The 17,002-nt window shown below is 52.4% G+C and carries 13 protein-coding genes; all 13 read right to left on the reverse strand.

The window, feature by feature from the left end:
* Window positions 1–4 precede the first annotated feature (4 nt).
* Window positions 5–2,479: a PorV/PorQ family protein gene (locus KJ869_04935; GenBank protein MBU1576537.1), complete on the reverse strand. Its 2,475-nt coding sequence runs from the start codon at window positions 2,477–2,479 to the stop codon at window positions 5–7.
* A 34-nt stretch (window positions 2,480–2,513) separates the two neighbouring features.
* Window positions 2,514–6,425 (reverse strand): type IX secretion system sortase PorU, encoded by a 3,912-nt coding sequence (gene porU, locus KJ869_04940; GenBank protein MBU1576538.1) that lies wholly within the window; start codon window positions 6,423–6,425, stop codon window positions 2,514–2,516.
* 256 nt (window positions 6,426–6,681) lie between these two features.
* Window positions 6,682–7,527, reverse strand: coding sequence for a prepilin peptidase (locus tag KJ869_04945; GenBank protein MBU1576539.1), 846 nt, complete (start codon window positions 7,525–7,527; stop codon window positions 6,682–6,684).
* Window positions 7,528–7,543: 16 nt separating this feature from the next.
* Window positions 7,544–8,911 (reverse strand): 30S ribosomal protein S12 methylthiotransferase RimO, encoded by a 1,368-nt coding sequence (rimO, locus tag KJ869_04950; GenBank protein ID MBU1576540.1) that lies wholly within the window; start codon window positions 8,909–8,911, stop codon window positions 7,544–7,546.
* A gap of 3 nt (window positions 8,912–8,914) precedes the next feature.
* Window positions 8,915–9,445 carry a phospholipase D family protein gene (locus KJ869_04955; GenBank protein ID MBU1576541.1) on the reverse strand — a complete coding sequence of 177 codons (531 nt, stop codon included), beginning with the start codon at window positions 9,443–9,445 and terminating at the stop codon, window positions 8,915–8,917.
* The gene (locus tag KJ869_04960; GenBank protein ID MBU1576542.1) at window positions 9,442–9,789 is read right to left on the reverse strand and encodes a DUF3795 domain-containing protein; all 348 of its coding nucleotides are present in this window, start codon (window positions 9,787–9,789) and stop codon (window positions 9,442–9,444) included. Before KJ869_04960 ends, KJ869_04955 begins: the two co-directional genes overlap by 4 nt.
* A gap of 182 nt (window positions 9,790–9,971) precedes the next feature.
* Window positions 9,972–10,388 carry a PaaI family thioesterase gene (locus tag KJ869_04965; protein MBU1576543.1) on the reverse strand — a complete coding sequence of 139 codons (417 nt, stop codon included), beginning with the start codon at window positions 10,386–10,388 and terminating at the stop codon, window positions 9,972–9,974.
* 22 nt (window positions 10,389–10,410) lie between these two features.
* Window positions 10,411–10,728, reverse strand: coding sequence for a hypothetical protein (locus KJ869_04970; GenBank protein MBU1576544.1), 318 nt, complete (start codon window positions 10,726–10,728; stop codon window positions 10,411–10,413).
* The gene (locus KJ869_04975; GenBank protein MBU1576545.1) at window positions 10,718–11,848 is read right to left on the reverse strand and encodes an HD domain-containing protein; all 1,131 of its coding nucleotides are present in this window, start codon (window positions 11,846–11,848) and stop codon (window positions 10,718–10,720) included. The genes KJ869_04970 and KJ869_04975 overlap by 11 nt, the downstream gene beginning before the upstream one ends.
* Before the next feature lie 603 nt (window positions 11,849–12,451).
* The gene (locus KJ869_04980) at window positions 12,452–14,242 is read right to left on the reverse strand and encodes a GspE/PulE family protein (GenBank protein ID MBU1576546.1); all 1,791 of its coding nucleotides are present in this window, start codon (window positions 14,240–14,242) and stop codon (window positions 12,452–12,454) included.
* Window positions 14,243–14,458: 216 nt separating this feature from the next.
* Window positions 14,459–14,956 carry a hypothetical protein gene (locus tag KJ869_04985; protein ID MBU1576547.1) on the reverse strand — a complete coding sequence of 166 codons (498 nt, stop codon included), beginning with the start codon at window positions 14,954–14,956 and terminating at the stop codon, window positions 14,459–14,461.
* Window positions 14,957–15,785: 829 nt separating this feature from the next.
* Window positions 15,786–16,280, reverse strand: coding sequence for a YajQ family cyclic di-GMP-binding protein (locus KJ869_04990; GenBank protein ID MBU1576548.1), 495 nt, complete (start codon window positions 16,278–16,280; stop codon window positions 15,786–15,788).
* An 86-nt stretch (window positions 16,281–16,366) separates the two neighbouring features.
* Window positions 16,367–16,987, reverse strand: coding sequence for an outer membrane lipoprotein carrier protein LolA (locus KJ869_04995; GenBank protein ID MBU1576549.1), 621 nt, complete (start codon window positions 16,985–16,987; stop codon window positions 16,367–16,369).
* Window positions 16,988–17,002: the final 15 nt, after the last annotated feature.

Below are 17,002 nucleotides of genomic sequence, written 5' to 3' on the forward strand. Positions count from 1 at the left end.
TCTGTTAAAATACTGCCGACAGCGAGAATTTTTTGTTGAAATTCTGCAGATCGCCGCCCGGCTCCATGGCAAAGTCAAATTGTATCTTGCGGAATCCCACCCCGGCACCGTAGGTGGGGCCTTTGATGTGCCCAACTTCGTCCAACACATATCCGGCCCGCAGGGCCAGGCTGGCCGGGCCCAGATACCAGTATTCCATTCCCAGGTGGTGGACCACATCCTGGAGCTCCTCCTTCCATGGGCGGTCTGGTGAAAGGTCAACGATGGTCTTGGTGAAATCCCAGGCAGCGGTCATCTTGGAATACTTGCCGTCCAGGATATCGTAAGCGGTGCCAACCCTGACGTTGCGGGACAGTGGATCGGCCTCCTGGGCATCGATATAGGTAAGTTTGGGGCCGATGTTCTGGACATTCAGGCCCAGGGCCAGGCCCTCAAACGGCCCGCGATAAAGCAGGCCCAGGTCCACCGCCCAGGTGGTGGCGATCCCTTTTCCCTGCTCGCCCGGAGCCCCAAAGGGTGCCAGATGCGAGTAGATCAGCTTCAGGTTGATGCCTCCGGCCAGGTTGCTGTATATTTTGTTGGCATAGGTAAGAGTGGGCGAGAATTCATAGCTGGAGAAGGTCCCCAGCACCTGTTCATTCTCATCTATCCGCTGGTTGGTCCCTTCCGAAAGAAAGACCACGTTCCCGCCGAAAACCCCCCAATCCTTTACCGGCTGGGCATAGGCGATGAACTCATAATACATATCCCCCACATCGCTCCAGATCTCGGAAAGCCAAGGGGAATGCATCATGGTGGCGTAATGCGGAGTGGGCTCAATTATTCTTTTCAGTGAACCGGGCATGGCCGATTCCAGCAGCTTCCGGTTCAATGCGGTAAGATCTTCAATGCTCAGGTACTCGATCCCCTCCTGGATGTAGCCGATGGCCGCCGGATCCAGGTTTTCATTTTTAAAATATTCGGCTTTATATAAAGCCCGGTTGGCCAGCAGCTGGTTCAGCCCTCCCAACAACGATTCCTTGTCCTCCCGGCTGACAGCCTTGTTGGTCCGATATTTGTCGCAAATGACCCTGAATTCCGGAGCCAGCAGACTTCTGATATGCATTTGGGACGAGGCCTGTATTTTTTTCTGGTATGAGGCCAGATCAGACGGGAACAGGCTTTCCATGGCCGTCCGTTTTGCTTTGAGCGCCGGCAGATTATCCTTCTGACCGGCTTCACCGGTTTCATAGCCGTTGATGACCGCGTTCAGGAATTCAAGAACGCCGGTCTCCTCCTCCGGGGTCATTGCCTCCTGGCCGTGATATTTCTTCAAGGATTCCCAGCCCGGCTCGTTCATCTTATCGAGGAAATACAAAGAGAGCGAGTCGTTTTTGACCCTGTCATCGTAGGGCTTGATCGAGGAAGGCAGATAAGCCTCCCATAAAAGCCGGTTCAATTTCAGCCCGTTCTGCTCCCCTATCTTCTGATAATCGACCGTCAGGGATATCTGTCGGGGACAGGCGGCCTCCAATAGTTGCATATTGAACAAAGCCAGTGCTTCACCTTTGAGGCTGGCCGCTGATTTTTCTTTCAGGGCATCAGATAACACTACGTTAGCTAATCTGGCAGATTGGTAAATTCTCCCCTTGATTATTTTGCTAAATTCCACAGCCAGAACAGTGGCCGCCGAATCAGCTGGTAAACCGCTTTTCAGAACGGTCCTGCTGCGTGAAGCAAATCTGCCCCACAGATATCTGGACAGGGGATCATCGGCTGCCGCCAGTTTCTGTACCAGGGCTTCAGGGTTTAAAAAATCTCCGGCGGTAAATTCTTTGCTGTCCCGGTCGTATTTGCCGGATTGCACAAGGGTCTTGGCCGATGGCGGTATTTCAATGCCGTCCAATGCCGACTGGCGGCAGATGGCGGAGCCCGCCGACAGGTTCCGGTTGATGCTGTGCAATATCGCCCATTTATCCTGCAGGGTCATCATGCTGTCGGACTTGAGAATGGCGGCCCGGGCGGTGCTGTCCAGCCACCCGGATATCAGCCGGTATGCCCGGCTGTCTCTGGTGGAATCAACCAGCAATTCGCGAAACTTGTTCCAATTCGTAATATCCGCCACAGTCAGCATGGGCGATTGCCTGGCATTCAGGATGATGGAGGCGGGATCAAGCAGGTCCTGTTGCTGGAATAGATAGAAAGCATCCTTATCCTGCAGGTTGGACACCAAAACCGCCCAATCCTTGATATCGTCCTCCTGGAAATACTGGACCACATCCGGCATCAAAAATGCCAGCCCGGCCGGGTTGAAATAGGTAGCGGTGGCATCATCGGAGATGGCGGCGAAGGCGCTGCCCATGCCGCTGGGCCTGGCCCCGGGACGGATCAAAAGGAAGATGGCCCCGCCCTCGGATATGGCGTAAGCCGTGCCGGATGCCAAAGCGATGAGCATCACGGCCAGCAGCATAATGATCCTGGATGGTCTTTTAAACAACATTGAATGAACTCCCCTAAAATTAATCTTATTCTATTTAACGCATTATCACTAATTTTCCGAACCCGGAATTTTCCAGGCCGTCATCCCGGGCGGTTACTTTATAGAGATACACCCCGTTGGCCGGGATGCTTCCCTTGTCATCCCTTCCGTTCCAATACACCTGGTTATAACCGGCATTCAGGCTGTTGGCTAGGATCTCCCGGATCAGGTTCCCGGCCACGGTGAATATTCTGATGGCCACATCGCCCGGCTGGGAAAGCATGAAGGTGAAATAGGTGTCATCCTTTAATGGATTGGGGAAATTGTAGATCGAGGACACCTTCAGATCGGTCTCCACATTGACCGCATTTTCCCACAGCCCTTTCCTCAGTCTGGTATCATAGGCTTCCACCCTGACGGTATACTTGCCGCTGGATGAAAAATTATAGGCATAATCCGCCGCGCCGGATGTCAGGGTGTCGTTGGAAAGGCTGTAGATAAAATCCTTGGCGATATCGGTGGAGACCAGTTGTTTTCCATCTTTTATAATGGTGAATTTTATCTCGCCGTATTTGGAGACGCCGGGGGCAATGTTAATGCCGCTTCGGTCTGATATCTCCACCCGGAATTTGGACTGGCTGGGCAGGTAATCGTCCTGCTTTAAGGCCAGCCCCCCGGCGTATACTGCTATCTTCGGAGCGGATGTATCCTGATAAGTGGTATCGGGATCCGGATCTATCCCGCCGATCCAGATGGTGTCGGCGGTAACTCCGGCGGCATCCACCGATGAATTCCAGGCATAGGCCCGGACCTTGGCCCCCGAAACCGGACCGATATGGAGCTGGTCGGGTATATTGACGATCATTTGAAAGCTGTCATTGGCTACCGGGAATTCCCCCCGAAAAATAATATTCCCGGGAAGCAGATAGTTAAAATCAGTATTTAAGTGGGGGATATCCCTCAGTTCCAGCATTACCCTGCCCGAGAAATTACTGGAAGCTTCCACCACTCCGCTTATATTGTAACGCCCCTGATTGTAAAGGGTGTCGGAACTTATGATGATATCAATTGGGTTCTGGGGCTGGCTGAATTTTATTCCGGGGTCGCCCAGCAGGGTGTAACACTGGTTATTGGATGGATTGTTGCTGGCTATCTTGGCGACCCACACCGACCGCCCCATATCCAGGAGAGAATCAAACAAAGAGCTATACAGATTATAGTTCAGATTATTATTGGCTGTCCCATAACCCTCTCTGGTGCTGCCAAAGGAGGCTATGGCCCCGCCGGAGGCTTTGGTGACCACCAGGGAATTGATGCACTTATAATAAGGATTGTCAAAACGGGAGACGCCGCAGGAAGCAGTTATTACCAGGGGTAATTTACTGCCGTTGGCCAGGTACGACACATCGGTATCACGGAAATACCATTCATGGCCCCAGGTCCACCAGGCCCCATGCCCCACGAAATTCACGATCCCTGCTCCCCCGTTCCAATATTTTATCAGGTCTGACCTGGCACCCGGCTTGTGATGGTTGCTATCCAGGTCGTACTGAACACCGTAAACCTTTTCGGCAATATAACATCCAGGTGTTTTATAATACAAATTCTCTGCAGCATTCATATGGGTGGAGCCGTCGGGTGTAAGATCATCAGCCACCAATATCGTCTGGGACCTCCAGGATGCTAGGGTTTTGGGCGAATCGTAGTTTATGGTTTTGTTAACCACCGACCAAGCCTCCTCGCTATTGGCCGCCGGCAGGCGGGCGATGGAGAATTGGGGATACAGGCCGGTGGTAAAATAGGCATACCAGTCATCATAAGAATGGAATTGATATTCTTCCAGGACAAAATTCAACCTATCCTCCTGGTGGGTCGGCACAAGGTTGGTATTAGCTATAGAACGATCAATGTGCCGGTAGTCATAATTGCCATTTCCGAAAAGGACACACCAGACCGGGCTGGTGCCGCCGGAATTCGTATAAATATATTTAAGAAAATTACGGATGGCCGCCGGGTCGTTTACCCCGAACCCGAATTCGTTGTTTATCCAGGATAGTTTTACCGCCCGGGCCGGCTGCTTCTCAGGGTTTCCCACATGATGAGCCAATAGGACCTGAGCTTGGGCCCAAAGCTGGTCGGCCACGATCATCAGATATTTGACGTCGGCGCACAATTCCCTTAAGCGGTTTGGATTATACGCCTCCATCCTGGCCGGTTTAAACCAAGCCGAAGGAGCGGCGGCAAAATACCTGTTGCCCCTTTTCCAACCGTCATCGAACCGGACATAGGCCGGATATGTATTTGATGACAAAAGATGGTTAGGGGCTTCAGGGTTTGAGATATCCAATAAAAGACAGGTGTCGGAATTGAGCCCGGTCAGGTAGAATCGATTAACAATTTGGCCCGTTGAATCAGCTCTAAATTTCAACGCCCCCTTGTATGCTTGGTATTTATGGTAATATATGATTTCCACCCAATTCAAATAGATCGCATCAATGCTGTCGGCGTTTTCCTTGATAAGTTCCACATTCAAGATGTTGCTTGCGGTTGATAGATTCGCAACTAATAAGCTATCAGTTATCTCATATTGTGACAGCAACTCCGGACCACCAGTCCAAAACAGTTCTTTTGCAGCAATGCCGTTCAAACCCCATTTAATCCTATGTTTGGAATTGATCCCGGCATGAACGGTTAAATAAACATTTGCCTGGCTGTTGGCCGGATAAGGAACATTGATCTCGTAATTATATCTTTTAGAGCTTTCCGAGGAAGCCCTCCTCATATTCGCCCAATAGTAGAATTCTCCCGAGTTGAAGGGATTGAACTTGTCCTGTTCAAAATGCAGGGTATCGGTGAACGACTGTAACGGCTGCAGGTTTTCCGGGCTTGGTTCACAATTCCTGGCCGGCATCCGCCGGCCGTTGTCGCCGCCCCAGGTCAGCCAGTAACAATTGGTGTCGGCGTATGGATTAAAGAATTGCGGGGTTGTTAATTTTGAGTTCTTATCCCAGCCGGAAAGATCCTGCCCGTAGAATATTATATGATCGCCCTGGTCGAACCGGCCGTCCTCCTGCCCCTTGATCCATATTGCTATCTGCTTCATGGTATCCGGCACCACGATATTTCGGTCCTTGGGAAGGGCCGCCGAGCCGCCGGAGAAGATCTTGATGGTCCGGGGATCGATGACCGCCGGATCAATTCCGTTGCGCAGCAGATAATCATAATCCAGGCGGTAGATGCCCTCCTGCAACACCGACAATTTATACCATACGGAATGCCCGTCAAACGGGTCGACCGCTTTTGCTTTGGAGGTTTTTTCAGAAACCTTCCAATTGCGGCACTGGGGGTAATTGACCAGCAGTTTTGAGAACACCGGGGCAAAAGCCGGATCCGGCCGGGAATCGTTCTCTCGCCCGGCGATATCCCAGCTGACCTGGACCGTTATTCTTTTGTTCAGCCTTAATACGCCCGCTAAAGGGTCGTATTGGACCGGAATCATCTTCACTCCGGCGATATTATACTGCCGCAGCCTTTCTACCGATGCCAGGCTGGCAATTGTCCCGGGCAGCATACCCGCCTTGCCATAGTGTGAAGGATTCTTAGCATACCTGTATGAGCCCAAGCCGGGCTGCTCCGATGATACCAGTGCGGGGATCGGTGCCAGGAGAAAATTGCGGATATCCTCCGATTCAACCGTCAATATCTGCACCTTGACCCGGACTCCCTCCGGAACACCCAGGCTAAACGAGGACTCCAAGGTTGCAGGCGCGCCGGGCTGCCCTGCCGCCTGGCAACCGGGCAGAAACACGGTCTGCTCACCATCGGCATTGGTCTTGAACTCCGGCTGTTCCATGGTGTATTCGATGACGGCGGAGAATGCATCGGCCGAAACCAACCGGGTCTCCGCATTGAGCAAACCGCAGGCCGCTATCATTAGGATCAGGCTATATGTGATCTTTTTTGTCATACTTTTAATAATAATAAAAACCGGTATCCCGTTAAGAGACCCGGCTTTTGTGGAGTTAAGATAACAGTAAAAGCCAGTGTCGTTTAAATATTTATATGCCGAGACGTGATATTTATCAACTTTACGTTGGCAAATACCCCCAAGCACTAAAAATTTAAACCAGGGTCACTGACTTTAAGATCCTTATAAAAGCTCCGTTTAATTTACATTAACTATAATCTAAATTCGGTTATTTGTCAAGGGGTTAGATTGATTTTTACAGCCCGAAAAGCCTTAAATAAAACCCCAGCAATTCTCTGCCCCAGAAAAGGGCCAGTACGCCACCCAATGCTAAAAAAGGCCCGAACGGAACCATGGCCTTTGGCTTTATCCCTTCCGGGGCCTCATTCTTTTTAGCCCTGCCCAATAGGATCAGCAGGATGCCAATAACCGACCCAGTCAGAAAAGCCAGAAAGAAGCTGACCAACACGGCCTTCCAGCCTAAAAAGGCCCCTATCATGGCGGCCAGTTTGATATCCCCACCGCCCATGGCCTCCTGTTTGAACACCTTTTCCCCCAGCCAAGCTGCCAGCCAAAGGAATCCACCACCCAGCACCACGCCGATGGCGCTGTCCGCCAAGGGCCATTGCGACAAAATATCCGCCCGGCTGAACACGGTAAGATCCACCGGGACCCCAAAGGTGGCCAGTGCCGCCAATAAAATACCCATAGCCAGGCCGGATAGGGAAAAGACATCGGGGATGATGTAATGTTCAATGTCTATGGCCGAGATCACCAGCATGGCCCAAACAAATGGGATGTACCCCGCCAATCTCCAATCGGCCCCGAATTTGAGATAAACTCCCAGGAATAATAGCGCGCTCAATAGCTCCACCAGTGGATAGCGCCATGATATCTCGGCTTTGCAACTGCGGCATTTCCGGCCCAACAACAGATAGCTTAATACCGGGATATTATCGTACCATTTGATGCTTTTCAGGCATTTGGGGCAGTGCGAAGGAGTGAATACTATCTCCTCCTTGCGGGGGATGCGCCAAATGCAGACGTTGGCGAAAGAGCCGAACAACAGGCCTAAAATAAAGATTATAATTCCCTGAAACATCTTTTTATCTTTTAAATTATTTTATGATGACGCCGCCCAGATCGTATGCCCAAGCCTTCTCTATAGAGGCTTGGTATATCCTGCCCGGAACCAAGGGGCGGGAACTGCGGAGGTATATCTTGCCGTCTATCTCCGGGGCCTCAGCATAACTGCGGCCATAGTATTGATAATCGGACTTGAATGGAACATCATTATTCCCTTTTATTGCCGCACCCTCAATAAGAACCGAAATATTTTGACCTAACCTCAAACGATTCTTGGCGGTGGAAACTTTTCTTTGCAGTCGCATCAAAGAGTCCAGCCGCTCGGATTTGATTTTTTCATCGACCTGCCCCTTCATTTTAGCGGATCTGGTCCCGGGCTCGTTGGAATATGCGAATACCCCCACCCTGTCTAATTTCATCTCTCCGGCAAAATCATACAATTCACCGAAATCAGCCCTCATCTCTCCGGGGAAACCGACGATGAAAGTGGTCCGTATAATTATCCCCGGTATTTTCGTCCGTAGTTTGTGGAGCAGTTCGACTATTCTCTGCTTCGCTACCTTCCGCCCCATTTTTTTGAGAATGCGGTCGGAAATATGCTGCAGCGGGATATCCAGATATTTTACGATCTTCTTCTCTCGGGCCACGATGTCGACCAGTTCATCGTCGATATGGGCCGGGTGAGTGTAGAGGATACGAATCCATTTCAGGTCCTCAATCCGGCACAACGCTTTCAGCAATCGCGGCAGACTGCGTCGGCCATAGATATCCGAACCGTAGGCGGTGGTGTCCTGGGCGATCAGGTTTATCTCTCTTACCCCTCGCCCAGCCAATATTTTCGCCTCCCGGATGATCTCCGAGATCGGGCGGCTGCGGAATTTTCCCCTTATTGACGGGATCAGGCAATAGCTGCAGCGGTTATCACACCCATCGGCTATCCGCAGATAGGTCCAGCCCGGCCCGGTGCTGATCAGACGGTTTTGATAGAATTTCGCGGGATAATTGCAGGCATTGGCCGGAATGGAATTATTCTTACCGCCTTCCACCGCCGCCAGGATATTTTCATAACCGTGAACCCCGACCAAAGCGTCTATTTGGGGGATCCGACGCAAAAGATCACGACCCATCCTCTGGACCAGACAGCCGGTGACCACCAGCCGAAAACCCAGTTTCTCCTTCTGCAGGGCCAAGGCCGATATCTCGACCAGCCCCTCTTCCACCGCCTCCTGCAGGAACCCGCAGGTGTTGACGATCACCGTCCCGGCGCTATTGATGTCATTAGTAAAGCAGTATCCCTTTGGAGCTAGTTGCCCCATCATGGCCTCAGTGTCGACGCGGTTCTTGGGACAGCCCAAGGAGATGATATGGACTTTTTTATTTGATACACTTGCTTTGGTCAAAATTCACTCCATTTCCCGGTATTCAAAACAATATTTCTTTCGTTTGCAGCCGGAGCAATGCTGTCCCATCCACAGTTCGTCGAACTGTTTCATGACCTGCCCCACCAAGGCCGGATCCTTAGTGATTATGCCCGACTCAAAATTGCGTTTGCCGTCGGACTTGGCGCCCATCCCCGCCCCGGTCAGGTTGGCGCTGCCACTGTAAGCAAATTTACCGTCCACTATGACCGACTTGAAATGTATCCGGGGGCACAGCAGTTTTTCCATGCCGTCGATCAGGTTGGGATACCGGTCAAAGTCCTTTCGGAAGTTGGGGCCCGGCTCCTTGGCGTGGATCAGGCGAATGGATACATTGTCATCTATCAGTTGGGAAAGAAGTTTTAAAAAGGGGACTTTCTTTTTCCCCTGGTCAATATAAAGGTCCTTCAGGTCCGAAGTGCCTATCCATAGGAATTTTTGGGCCGCGGGGATCTCCTGCAGGATCACCTGCCGGTAGATCTCGGCATCGGAGATGAATTCCAGGTCGTATTTCATCCCAGGGTTTTTCGTATATTATCCAGCACCTGCCTGGCCTCCGGCACCATAGCGAAGAATTCCTCCAGCCTGGAGCAGGGATACTCCGGGCAGTGGGCGCAGCTCTCCAGTTTTTTGGCCCGACCGCATTCTCTGATCTTACAGTTGCTGCAATGGGCAAACAGCACCGGCCCTTCGGAGGTGCAGCCATCGCAAAAGACATCCTCCGGCTTGATGTCGGCGTTGTAGATCTTGGACCAGCTGTCGGCAGTCTTCTGGCGTAATTCGGGATCGTCGTTCTGCCTGGCAATAAAGGCCGGACAAACCAAGCAATCCAGTCCGCAGAAGGAAATTCTCTTGTTCATATCAATCAGATTTAATTATTACTTTTTGTCACCCTGAGTATAACAACCTGCACGACAAGCCGAACGGGTGACGATACCCATCCCTCAACCTGTGTTACCTCGAAGTCTCCTCGGGATGACAATGCTTTGTGTTTCCTTCGGCATGCTCAGGGCAAGCTTTGTGTCCTTTGTGGTTAATCGGCTCACTTCTTGGCCGGCCGGACCAGTTTCCCGGTGGCGCTGGCCAGGATATTCCCCTGTTGGTCTGTTATCTCCGACTCGGCCTCGACCATACGGCCCTTGTCGCTGACCACCCGGCCGGCAAGGATTACCGGCTCACCTATCTTGACCGGCTTCTTGAACCTGACGCTCAGTTCGGCCGTGACCGCCCCGCTGCCGCCTCCGCCCCTCTCGGCCCCGCCTACGGCGTGGGCCAGAGCCTCGTCCAAAAGCGTGGAGACGATGCCTCCGTGCAGTATCCCCTGCCAGCCCTGGAATTTTACCGGGGGCACGAACTCCGCCCGGCATTGCCCGGCTTCGGGGTAGGTGAATTTTATTTGCAGGCCGTCAGGATTTTTCTTCCCGCAGGCAAAACAGAAATGATCGTCGTTAAGTTTCATTTTAAATCGATTATAAATAGAACTATTTTTTAACAACCCAAATCAATTTAATTGAATCATTTTCAAGTATCAAAGAATCCCTAAATATTGAAAATCCATAGCTGTAATCACCAAACTTTATGCTGTCATTACTGATCGGTATATTCGATACGGACCCGTCTAAAGTATTGTAATATATAAAATGATCCGATTCCTTCACCAATATCAACTCTGCCGCAGGGATAAATTCATTGGTGGCAATTTTTATTTTATGGCTTAAGTGATATTCCTTCTTCGCACACCCCAGGTTTGCGAATATTAATAACAATACAAATATTTTAAATATAATTTTAAGCTTCATGCATCCCCCGGGGAATGTCGAATTTCAGGGGCTCGGGGATGAACACCTCGTGAATGCACTTCAAGGCGTAATCGTCGGTCATCCCGGCGATGTAGTCGCCCACTATCACCGGGGCCGGAGTCTTCTCCTTCCGGTATATCTCGCTGTATTTGTCCAGGTGCCTCCCGAATCGCCGGAACAGCGGCACCGGGTCGTGGTCGTAACGCTCCTGATCCTCCCCGTATCTTTGGTAGACGCTGATCAATTCCTCAAACAGGGTCCGCAGTATCTTCTCGCTGAACAGCCCGTATTCCTCCAGGGGCGGCGAGGTGTAGATGTTCTTCATGTTGAAATCGTACAGGGCCTTCATCAGTTGGTGGTTTTCATCGGACAGCGAGATGCCCCCGGTGCGCTGGGTCTGGGTGATGATGTCCTTAACCAAGGTGTCGATGATCTCGCCGTTCTTGCGCCCCAGTTTCTGCTTGATCCCTGTCGGCACCTGGTCCTCGTCCACCAGCCCGGCCCGGATGGCGTCCTCCAGATCGCGGCCCAGATAGGAGACCTTGTCGGCCATCCGGACTATGGCCCCCTCGTATGACGCCGGATATATTCCCAGCTTTTTGATGCCTTCCAGGGCCACCTTATCCGAGCGGGGCGAGATCTCCTTTTCGTATTTCTCGCCGCAGTGACAGATGATGCCGTCCCGCACCCCGTAGGTAAGGTTGAGCCCGGCCCCGTCGTTGGCCAGCTTGTCCACCACCCGCAGGGCGTACAGCTCATGATGGAACCCGCCCTGTTCTTTGAGCAGATCCTGCAGCACCTCCTCGCCCCGGTGGCCGAATGGAGCGTGCCCCAGATCGTGCCCAAAGGCGATGGCCTGAGCCAGGTCCACGTCCAGGCCGAAGGCCCGACAGATGGCCGAGGCGATGGTGGCTACGTGCAGGGTGTGCTCCATCCGGGTGCAGACATGGTCGTTGTCCGGGGAGAAGAACACCTGGGTCTTGTGTTTCAGCCGCCGGAAGGGCATGGAATGGATAATGGCGGTCTGGTCCCGGAAATACGGACCGCGGATGTCCTCCTCGCGGGGGCGAATACGCTCGATGTAAACTTCGGGTTTCAGCGGGTTCTTCAATGTTTCCATAATGCTCCTGTATCCATATATAAAATTCTTCCGACAAGGCCGTTCCTGTCACTGTCATGCCTGCGCAGGCAGGCATCCAGGGGTAAACACCGGCAGAGATCAATATTTTATGGATTCCTGCTTACGCAGGAATGACACGGGGATCAGATAAAAGTAAAAACCCTTGGTGTTCTTTGTGTCTTTGTGGTTAAAACGATTTTGTCATCCTGAGTACACTTCGAGGCATAACAGTTTGTTGGATGACAATGATCACCCATTCAACCCATCGGGCACGCAGCAATCTCAGGGTGACAAATAAACCGGATTGCTTCGTTTGAAAATCTTCGAGGCCACCTCGCAATGACTGCTCCCTCGCCAAATTTATTTGGAGAGGGCTGGGGTGAGGTCAAATGGCCCGGGGATTGCTTCGTCGTTATCCTTCGATGCCTTTCTCGCAATGACACGCATGGCCGGTAAAAGAATACAAGCCTTAGCATTCTTGGCGTCTTCGCGGTTAAGGAAAGTAGATTGCTTCATTTGTCAGGCCTGGGGGTTCTCTCGCAATGACTGTGTTAGTCCAAAGTGTAAAGAATAAAAGCCTCTGTGGTTAAAAATCTCCTTGTTTCATCCCGAGACGGAATAGACCTCTTCGTAGGTGGTCACCCCCTCTATCATCTTGCGCAGGGCCACCTGCTTGAGATCCATCATGCCGTCGGCGGCGATGGCCTTGTGCAGTTTGTTGATGGTGACGGTGCGGGTTAGGGCGTTCTTTATATTCTCGGTCATCTCCATCACCTCGAAGATGCCGGTGCGCCCCTTGTAGCCGGTGTTGCGGCACTCGCTGCAACCCTCGCCGTAATAAAGCTTGGATACTTTTTCATCCAGCAATTTGTTCTCGGGATCGTCCGGGGCCACCTCCCGGATAGCGCGGCAATGGGGACAGATCTTGCGCACCAGCCGCTGGGCCACAATTCCCACCACGGTGGAGGCTATCAGGTAGTAGGGGATCCCTATGTCCATCAGCCGGATGATGGCCGAAGGCGAGTCGTTGGTGTGCAGGGTGGTCAGCACCAGGTGCCCGGTCAGGGCCGACTGGATGGCGTGATCGGCGGTCTCCTTGTCCCGGATCTCGCCCACCATGATGATGTCTGGGTCCTGGCGCAGGATATAGGGTAGGATGTTGGCGAACGATACCCCGGCGGTGTGCTGAACTCCTATCTGGTTGAATTCCTCGATCACCATTTCTATCGGGTCTTCGACGGTGATGATGTTGACGTCCGGGGAGGACAGCGATTTCAGCGAGGAATACAGGGTGGTGGTCTTGCCCGATCCGGTAGGCCCGGTCACCAGAATGATGCCGTTGGGCCGGTGAATGAATGCGTTGTACAGCTGGTATTCCCGGGGATAGAAGCCCAACTGATCCAGGTCCTGCATCAGCACCTCGGGATCGAAGATGCGGATAACCACCTTCTCGCCAAAGGCCACCGGAATGGTTGACACCCTCAGTTCCATCTCCTTGCCGCCGTAGTTGGTCTTGATCCGGCCGTCCTGGGGCCGCCGCTTCTCGGCGATGTTCATCCGGGACATGATCTTTATCCGGGATAATATCGGGGCGTGCAGGGCCCGGGGGATGGTGTAGATGTAGTGCATCACCCCGTCGATCCGCAGGCGGACGTAGGATTTATCACGCTTGGGCTCGATGTGAATATCGCTGGCCCGCTGGTCGAAGGCGTAGTGCATCAGGTATTCCACCGCGCTGGTGATGTGCTGGTCGTTGGCCTCGATCTCGTCCTGGCCCCGCAGCTTGATGTACTGCTCCAGGTTGCCCAGCTCGGTGGAAGTGATCCGCTCGGACTCGGCCGCCTGGACCGAAGCCCTAAAGCCGTAGAACTCCCGGATGATCTTCAGCACATCGGTCTTGGAGGCCAGCACCAGGCTGACCTTGATGTTCTTGGCTATCTGCAGGCTCTCGATGTGATCCAGGTTATAGGGATCCACCACCGCCAGGGTCACCAGGGTATTGTTCTCCTCTATGGGCACCACCAGGTGCCGCATGGCATAGGGCTTGGAGATGTGCGAGGTGACCACGTCCAGCTGGAGCTTCAGGGGGTCTATCTTTTTGTACTCCATGCCGGACTCCTCGGCGACGGCCCGGGTGATGTCGTCCTCGGACAGCAGGCGCCCGCTGCCGTCGGGTATCAGCAGGTTGAACGAGGAGATGATCTCGGCCGGAGTGATGATGTTGGCGGCCTGGTACTGCCTACGGCTGGCGTTGGTCTCCTGATATTTCTGGAGTTTGGCCCGCTGGGCGTTTCCCTTAATCTGGACGTCCTTGTACTGGTCCTGGGTGATCTTCCCTTTTTTAAGGAGCACCTCCAGCACGTATTCCACGGTGAGATGGGTGGGCTTTTTCATAGACTTAAATTATTTGAGTTGCAGTTAGATGAATGAAATATTATCGCAGATAGAGGGGGAAAATGCAAGGGGGGAAATGAAGGAGCCCGGCCATTTTTGGACGGGCTTTAGGTAAACACCTTTTTAGGGGTTTATCTATACCTAACGGCGATGATAAACACTTGCCAGAAGGATATCCGCAACCTTCGTGAGTATTTACCAACGTTTTTTACAGCACTACATGTTGAGCCTGTATGCGAGACTTGCAAACTCAAGTACGTCGATTCTTGCCTCCCATTCAACTTTCCTATGTTCACCCCAGAGGATTACCCCTGGAGTTATGTACGTCTTGCCCTTGACCGAGCGGGTCACAAACTCAAGGTCTGTTGCATGGATAATCTTGTGACATGCTTCTTGGAAACGAAGCTCCGTCCCCTTCCGACCATCCTGCTTGAGTGTGCCAACGGTTTTTTGGAGTAGTTGCTCGCGGTACTCAGCAGGACCGGGGCGACCAGCATCGATTCCGTTCCTAACGCACACGGCAACAGAGATCAGTTGCTTGGTAGCCTCTGATGCCTCAAATTGGTCACGGAGAGTACGGATGGTTTCGGAATCATCAGTTTCCTCCAAGGCGAGCAGTCTGCTCGCGGAGTAAAGCACGAGGAGGTAATAGATGTCCCTATCGATATGCTGAATATCAATGGGTAGGCCAGTCGTGCCCCAGGATTTTCTCATTTGTCTGTCCATATTGCTAAGTCAAATAGTTATTTTTATGCCTATACAAGTTAATTATATTCGGTAGCTGATATATTATACCATGGCGTTACTTGATGTCAACGCAAAAAATTAGCTGAATGTGTGATCATTGAATATTGTCACCCGTTCAACTTGCCTGGCGGGCAGTGCCCTCAGGGTGACAAAGCAACAATGCTGTCGAACGGCCAACCCAAGCCGGTCGTTTTGGGCGAACCAAAATGATCGGCCGGGGTATGGGGGCGATCGGCGGCATCGGACATCGGATAAAAGACATACCACAGTTAACAGATCCTGGCATTTTGTTTTCGGGTCAATGAACTTCAGCTCGACCGCCCCCAGGACTTCCAACCTCACCCTACCCTCTCCTAAGGCATTAGGAGAGGGGTTTGGGGAGAGGTGTCACAAGAGAAAGTAAGGAATGAAACTGGATTCCTGCTCCCCGCCTTCGCGAGGACAGGCTTCGCAGGAATGACAATTGTGCCTTTTGTGCCTTATGTGGCCAAAAAGCCCTGAGATTGCTTCGCCGCGATACTTCAATGCCCTTCTCGCAATGACACGGCAGACAAATAAAAGAAAAAGCTTTGCGCTCTTAAGAACCACTGTTAAAAATAAGATGCGTGAACCCCGAAAAAACTGGGGCGTCTTGGCGGTTCAATAGACCTGGATTCCTGCCTTCGCAGGAATGACAATTGTGCGGCTATAAAGGTCAGGGCGATTGACCAATCGCCCCTACGGTATACGGGCATACAAAAATCCCTCTCCGTTTCGGGGAGGGATCAAGGGTGAGGTCGCCCCCGCCGGGGGCGGTCTATGTCGTCCGGTAATTGGTGTACTGCAATGCCAGCCCCAGATCGTCCTCCCGGAACAGGGCGATCACCTTCTGCAGGTCGTCCTTGTCCTTACCGGTGACCCGCACCTGCTGGTCCTGTATCTGGGCCTGGACCTTGATGCTGCTGGCCTTGATGCGCTTGACCATCTCCTTGGCCTTGTCCATGGGAATGCCCTGCACCAGATTCAACTCCTGGCGGATCATCCCCTTGGCGGCGGTATCCACCGGGCCCAGCTCCAGGCATTTGACCGACAGCCCACGCTTGACCATCTTGCCGTAGAGGATATCCAGCATGCTCTTGCGCTTGAACTCGTCGCTGGCCAGCAGGGTGATCTTCTCGGGGCCCAGATCCATCTGGCAGTTGGCGCCCTTGAAATCGAACCGCCCGGTCATCTCCTTCTGGGCCATTACCACGGCGTTCTTCATCTCCTGGGCGTCTATCTTGGATACGATATCGAATGAACTTTGGCTCATATTAGTTATTTGATTTTGGTTATTAGATTTTAGTTGACCTAATTATATCTGTCCGCTATACCCTGTCCGCTAAACGCTGGAGTTTATCAATTGGCGTCTATCAGCTTGGCATTCTTGGGCACCACGAAATTGAAGCGGTCGTCCTTGATTCCGGAATTGGTCTTGATCTTGGTGAAGCGATACTCGCTGGAGTTGTCGTTGACATCCACCACGTCGATGCCGGTGATCTCGTAGGTCTTCTTGTCTACGATCACTTTGATCTCCTTGAACAGCTCCTTGAACTCCGGGATATCCAGCCAGCACTGGTAATTGCCGTTGGTCTTGCAGCCGTTCTTGACCTTCCCGGTCAGCAACTTGCCCAGCGGATTCAGCAGCACCAGGAAATCCTTGGATTCGGCCAGGTCGGTCCGGAACACCTGTTTGTCCTTTTCCAGGTAAAGCCAGAGATTCTTGCCGTCGCAGATGATCTGCTGGGTCTCCGGCTTCTTGATGTCCATCCGCAGTTTGTTGGGGCGCTTCATCTCCACCTTGCCCTCGAAGCGGTGGCAGGTGCCGGTGGCCGAAGCGCAGGAGATCAGCTCCAGGTCGGCCTTGAAATCGGTGACATCCTTGTATCTGGCCCTGACCTGCGCCATGATCGCCTCCGCCTCCTGGGCAAAGGACATCCCGGAGATCAGCAGCAGTAAGGCGGCCCCTAGGACAGCCATCTTTTTCATCAGTCA

The organism is Candidatus Edwardsbacteria bacterium, assembly GCA_018821925.1.
Lineage (GTDB): Bacteria > Edwardsbacteria > AC1 > AC1 > EtOH8 > UBA2226.

Coding starts and splice junctions, on each gene's coding strand:
- KJ869_04935 (MBU1576537.1), bottom strand. CDS start 2,479: ATGTTGTTTAAAAGACCATCCAGGATCATTATGCTGCTGGCCGTGATG.
- porU (MBU1576538.1), bottom strand. CDS start 6,425: ATGACAAAAAAGATCACATATAGCCTGATCCTAATGATAGCGGCCTGC.
- KJ869_04945 (MBU1576539.1), bottom strand. CDS start 7,527: ATGTTTCAGGGAATTATAATCTTTATTTTAGGCCTGTTGTTCGGCTCT.
- KJ869_04955 (MBU1576541.1), bottom strand. CDS start 9,445: ATGAAATACGACCTGGAATTCATCTCCGATGCCGAGATCTACCGGCAG.
- KJ869_04960 (MBU1576542.1), bottom strand. CDS start 9,789: ATGAACAAGAGAATTTCCTTCTGCGGACTGGATTGCTTGGTTTGTCCG.
- KJ869_04965 (MBU1576543.1), bottom strand. CDS start 10,388: ATGAAACTTAACGACGATCATTTCTGTTTTGCCTGCGGGAAGAAAAAT.
- KJ869_04970 (MBU1576544.1), bottom strand. CDS start 10,728: ATGAAGCTTAAAATTATATTTAAAATATTTGTATTGTTATTAATATTC.
- KJ869_04975 (MBU1576545.1), bottom strand. CDS start 11,848: ATGGAAACATTGAAGAACCCGCTGAAACCCGAAGTTTACATCGAGCGT.
- KJ869_04980 (MBU1576546.1), bottom strand. CDS start 14,242: ATGAAAAAGCCCACCCATCTCACCGTGGAATACGTGCTGGAGGTGCTC.
- KJ869_04985 (MBU1576547.1), bottom strand. CDS start 14,956: ATGAGAAAATCCTGGGGCACGACTGGCCTACCCATTGATATTCAGCAT.
- KJ869_04990 (MBU1576548.1), bottom strand. CDS start 16,280: ATGAGCCAAAGTTCATTCGATATCGTATCCAAGATAGACGCCCAGGAG.
- KJ869_04995 (MBU1576549.1), bottom strand. CDS start 16,987: ATGGCTGTCCTAGGGGCCGCCTTACTGCTGCTGATCTCCGGGATGTCC.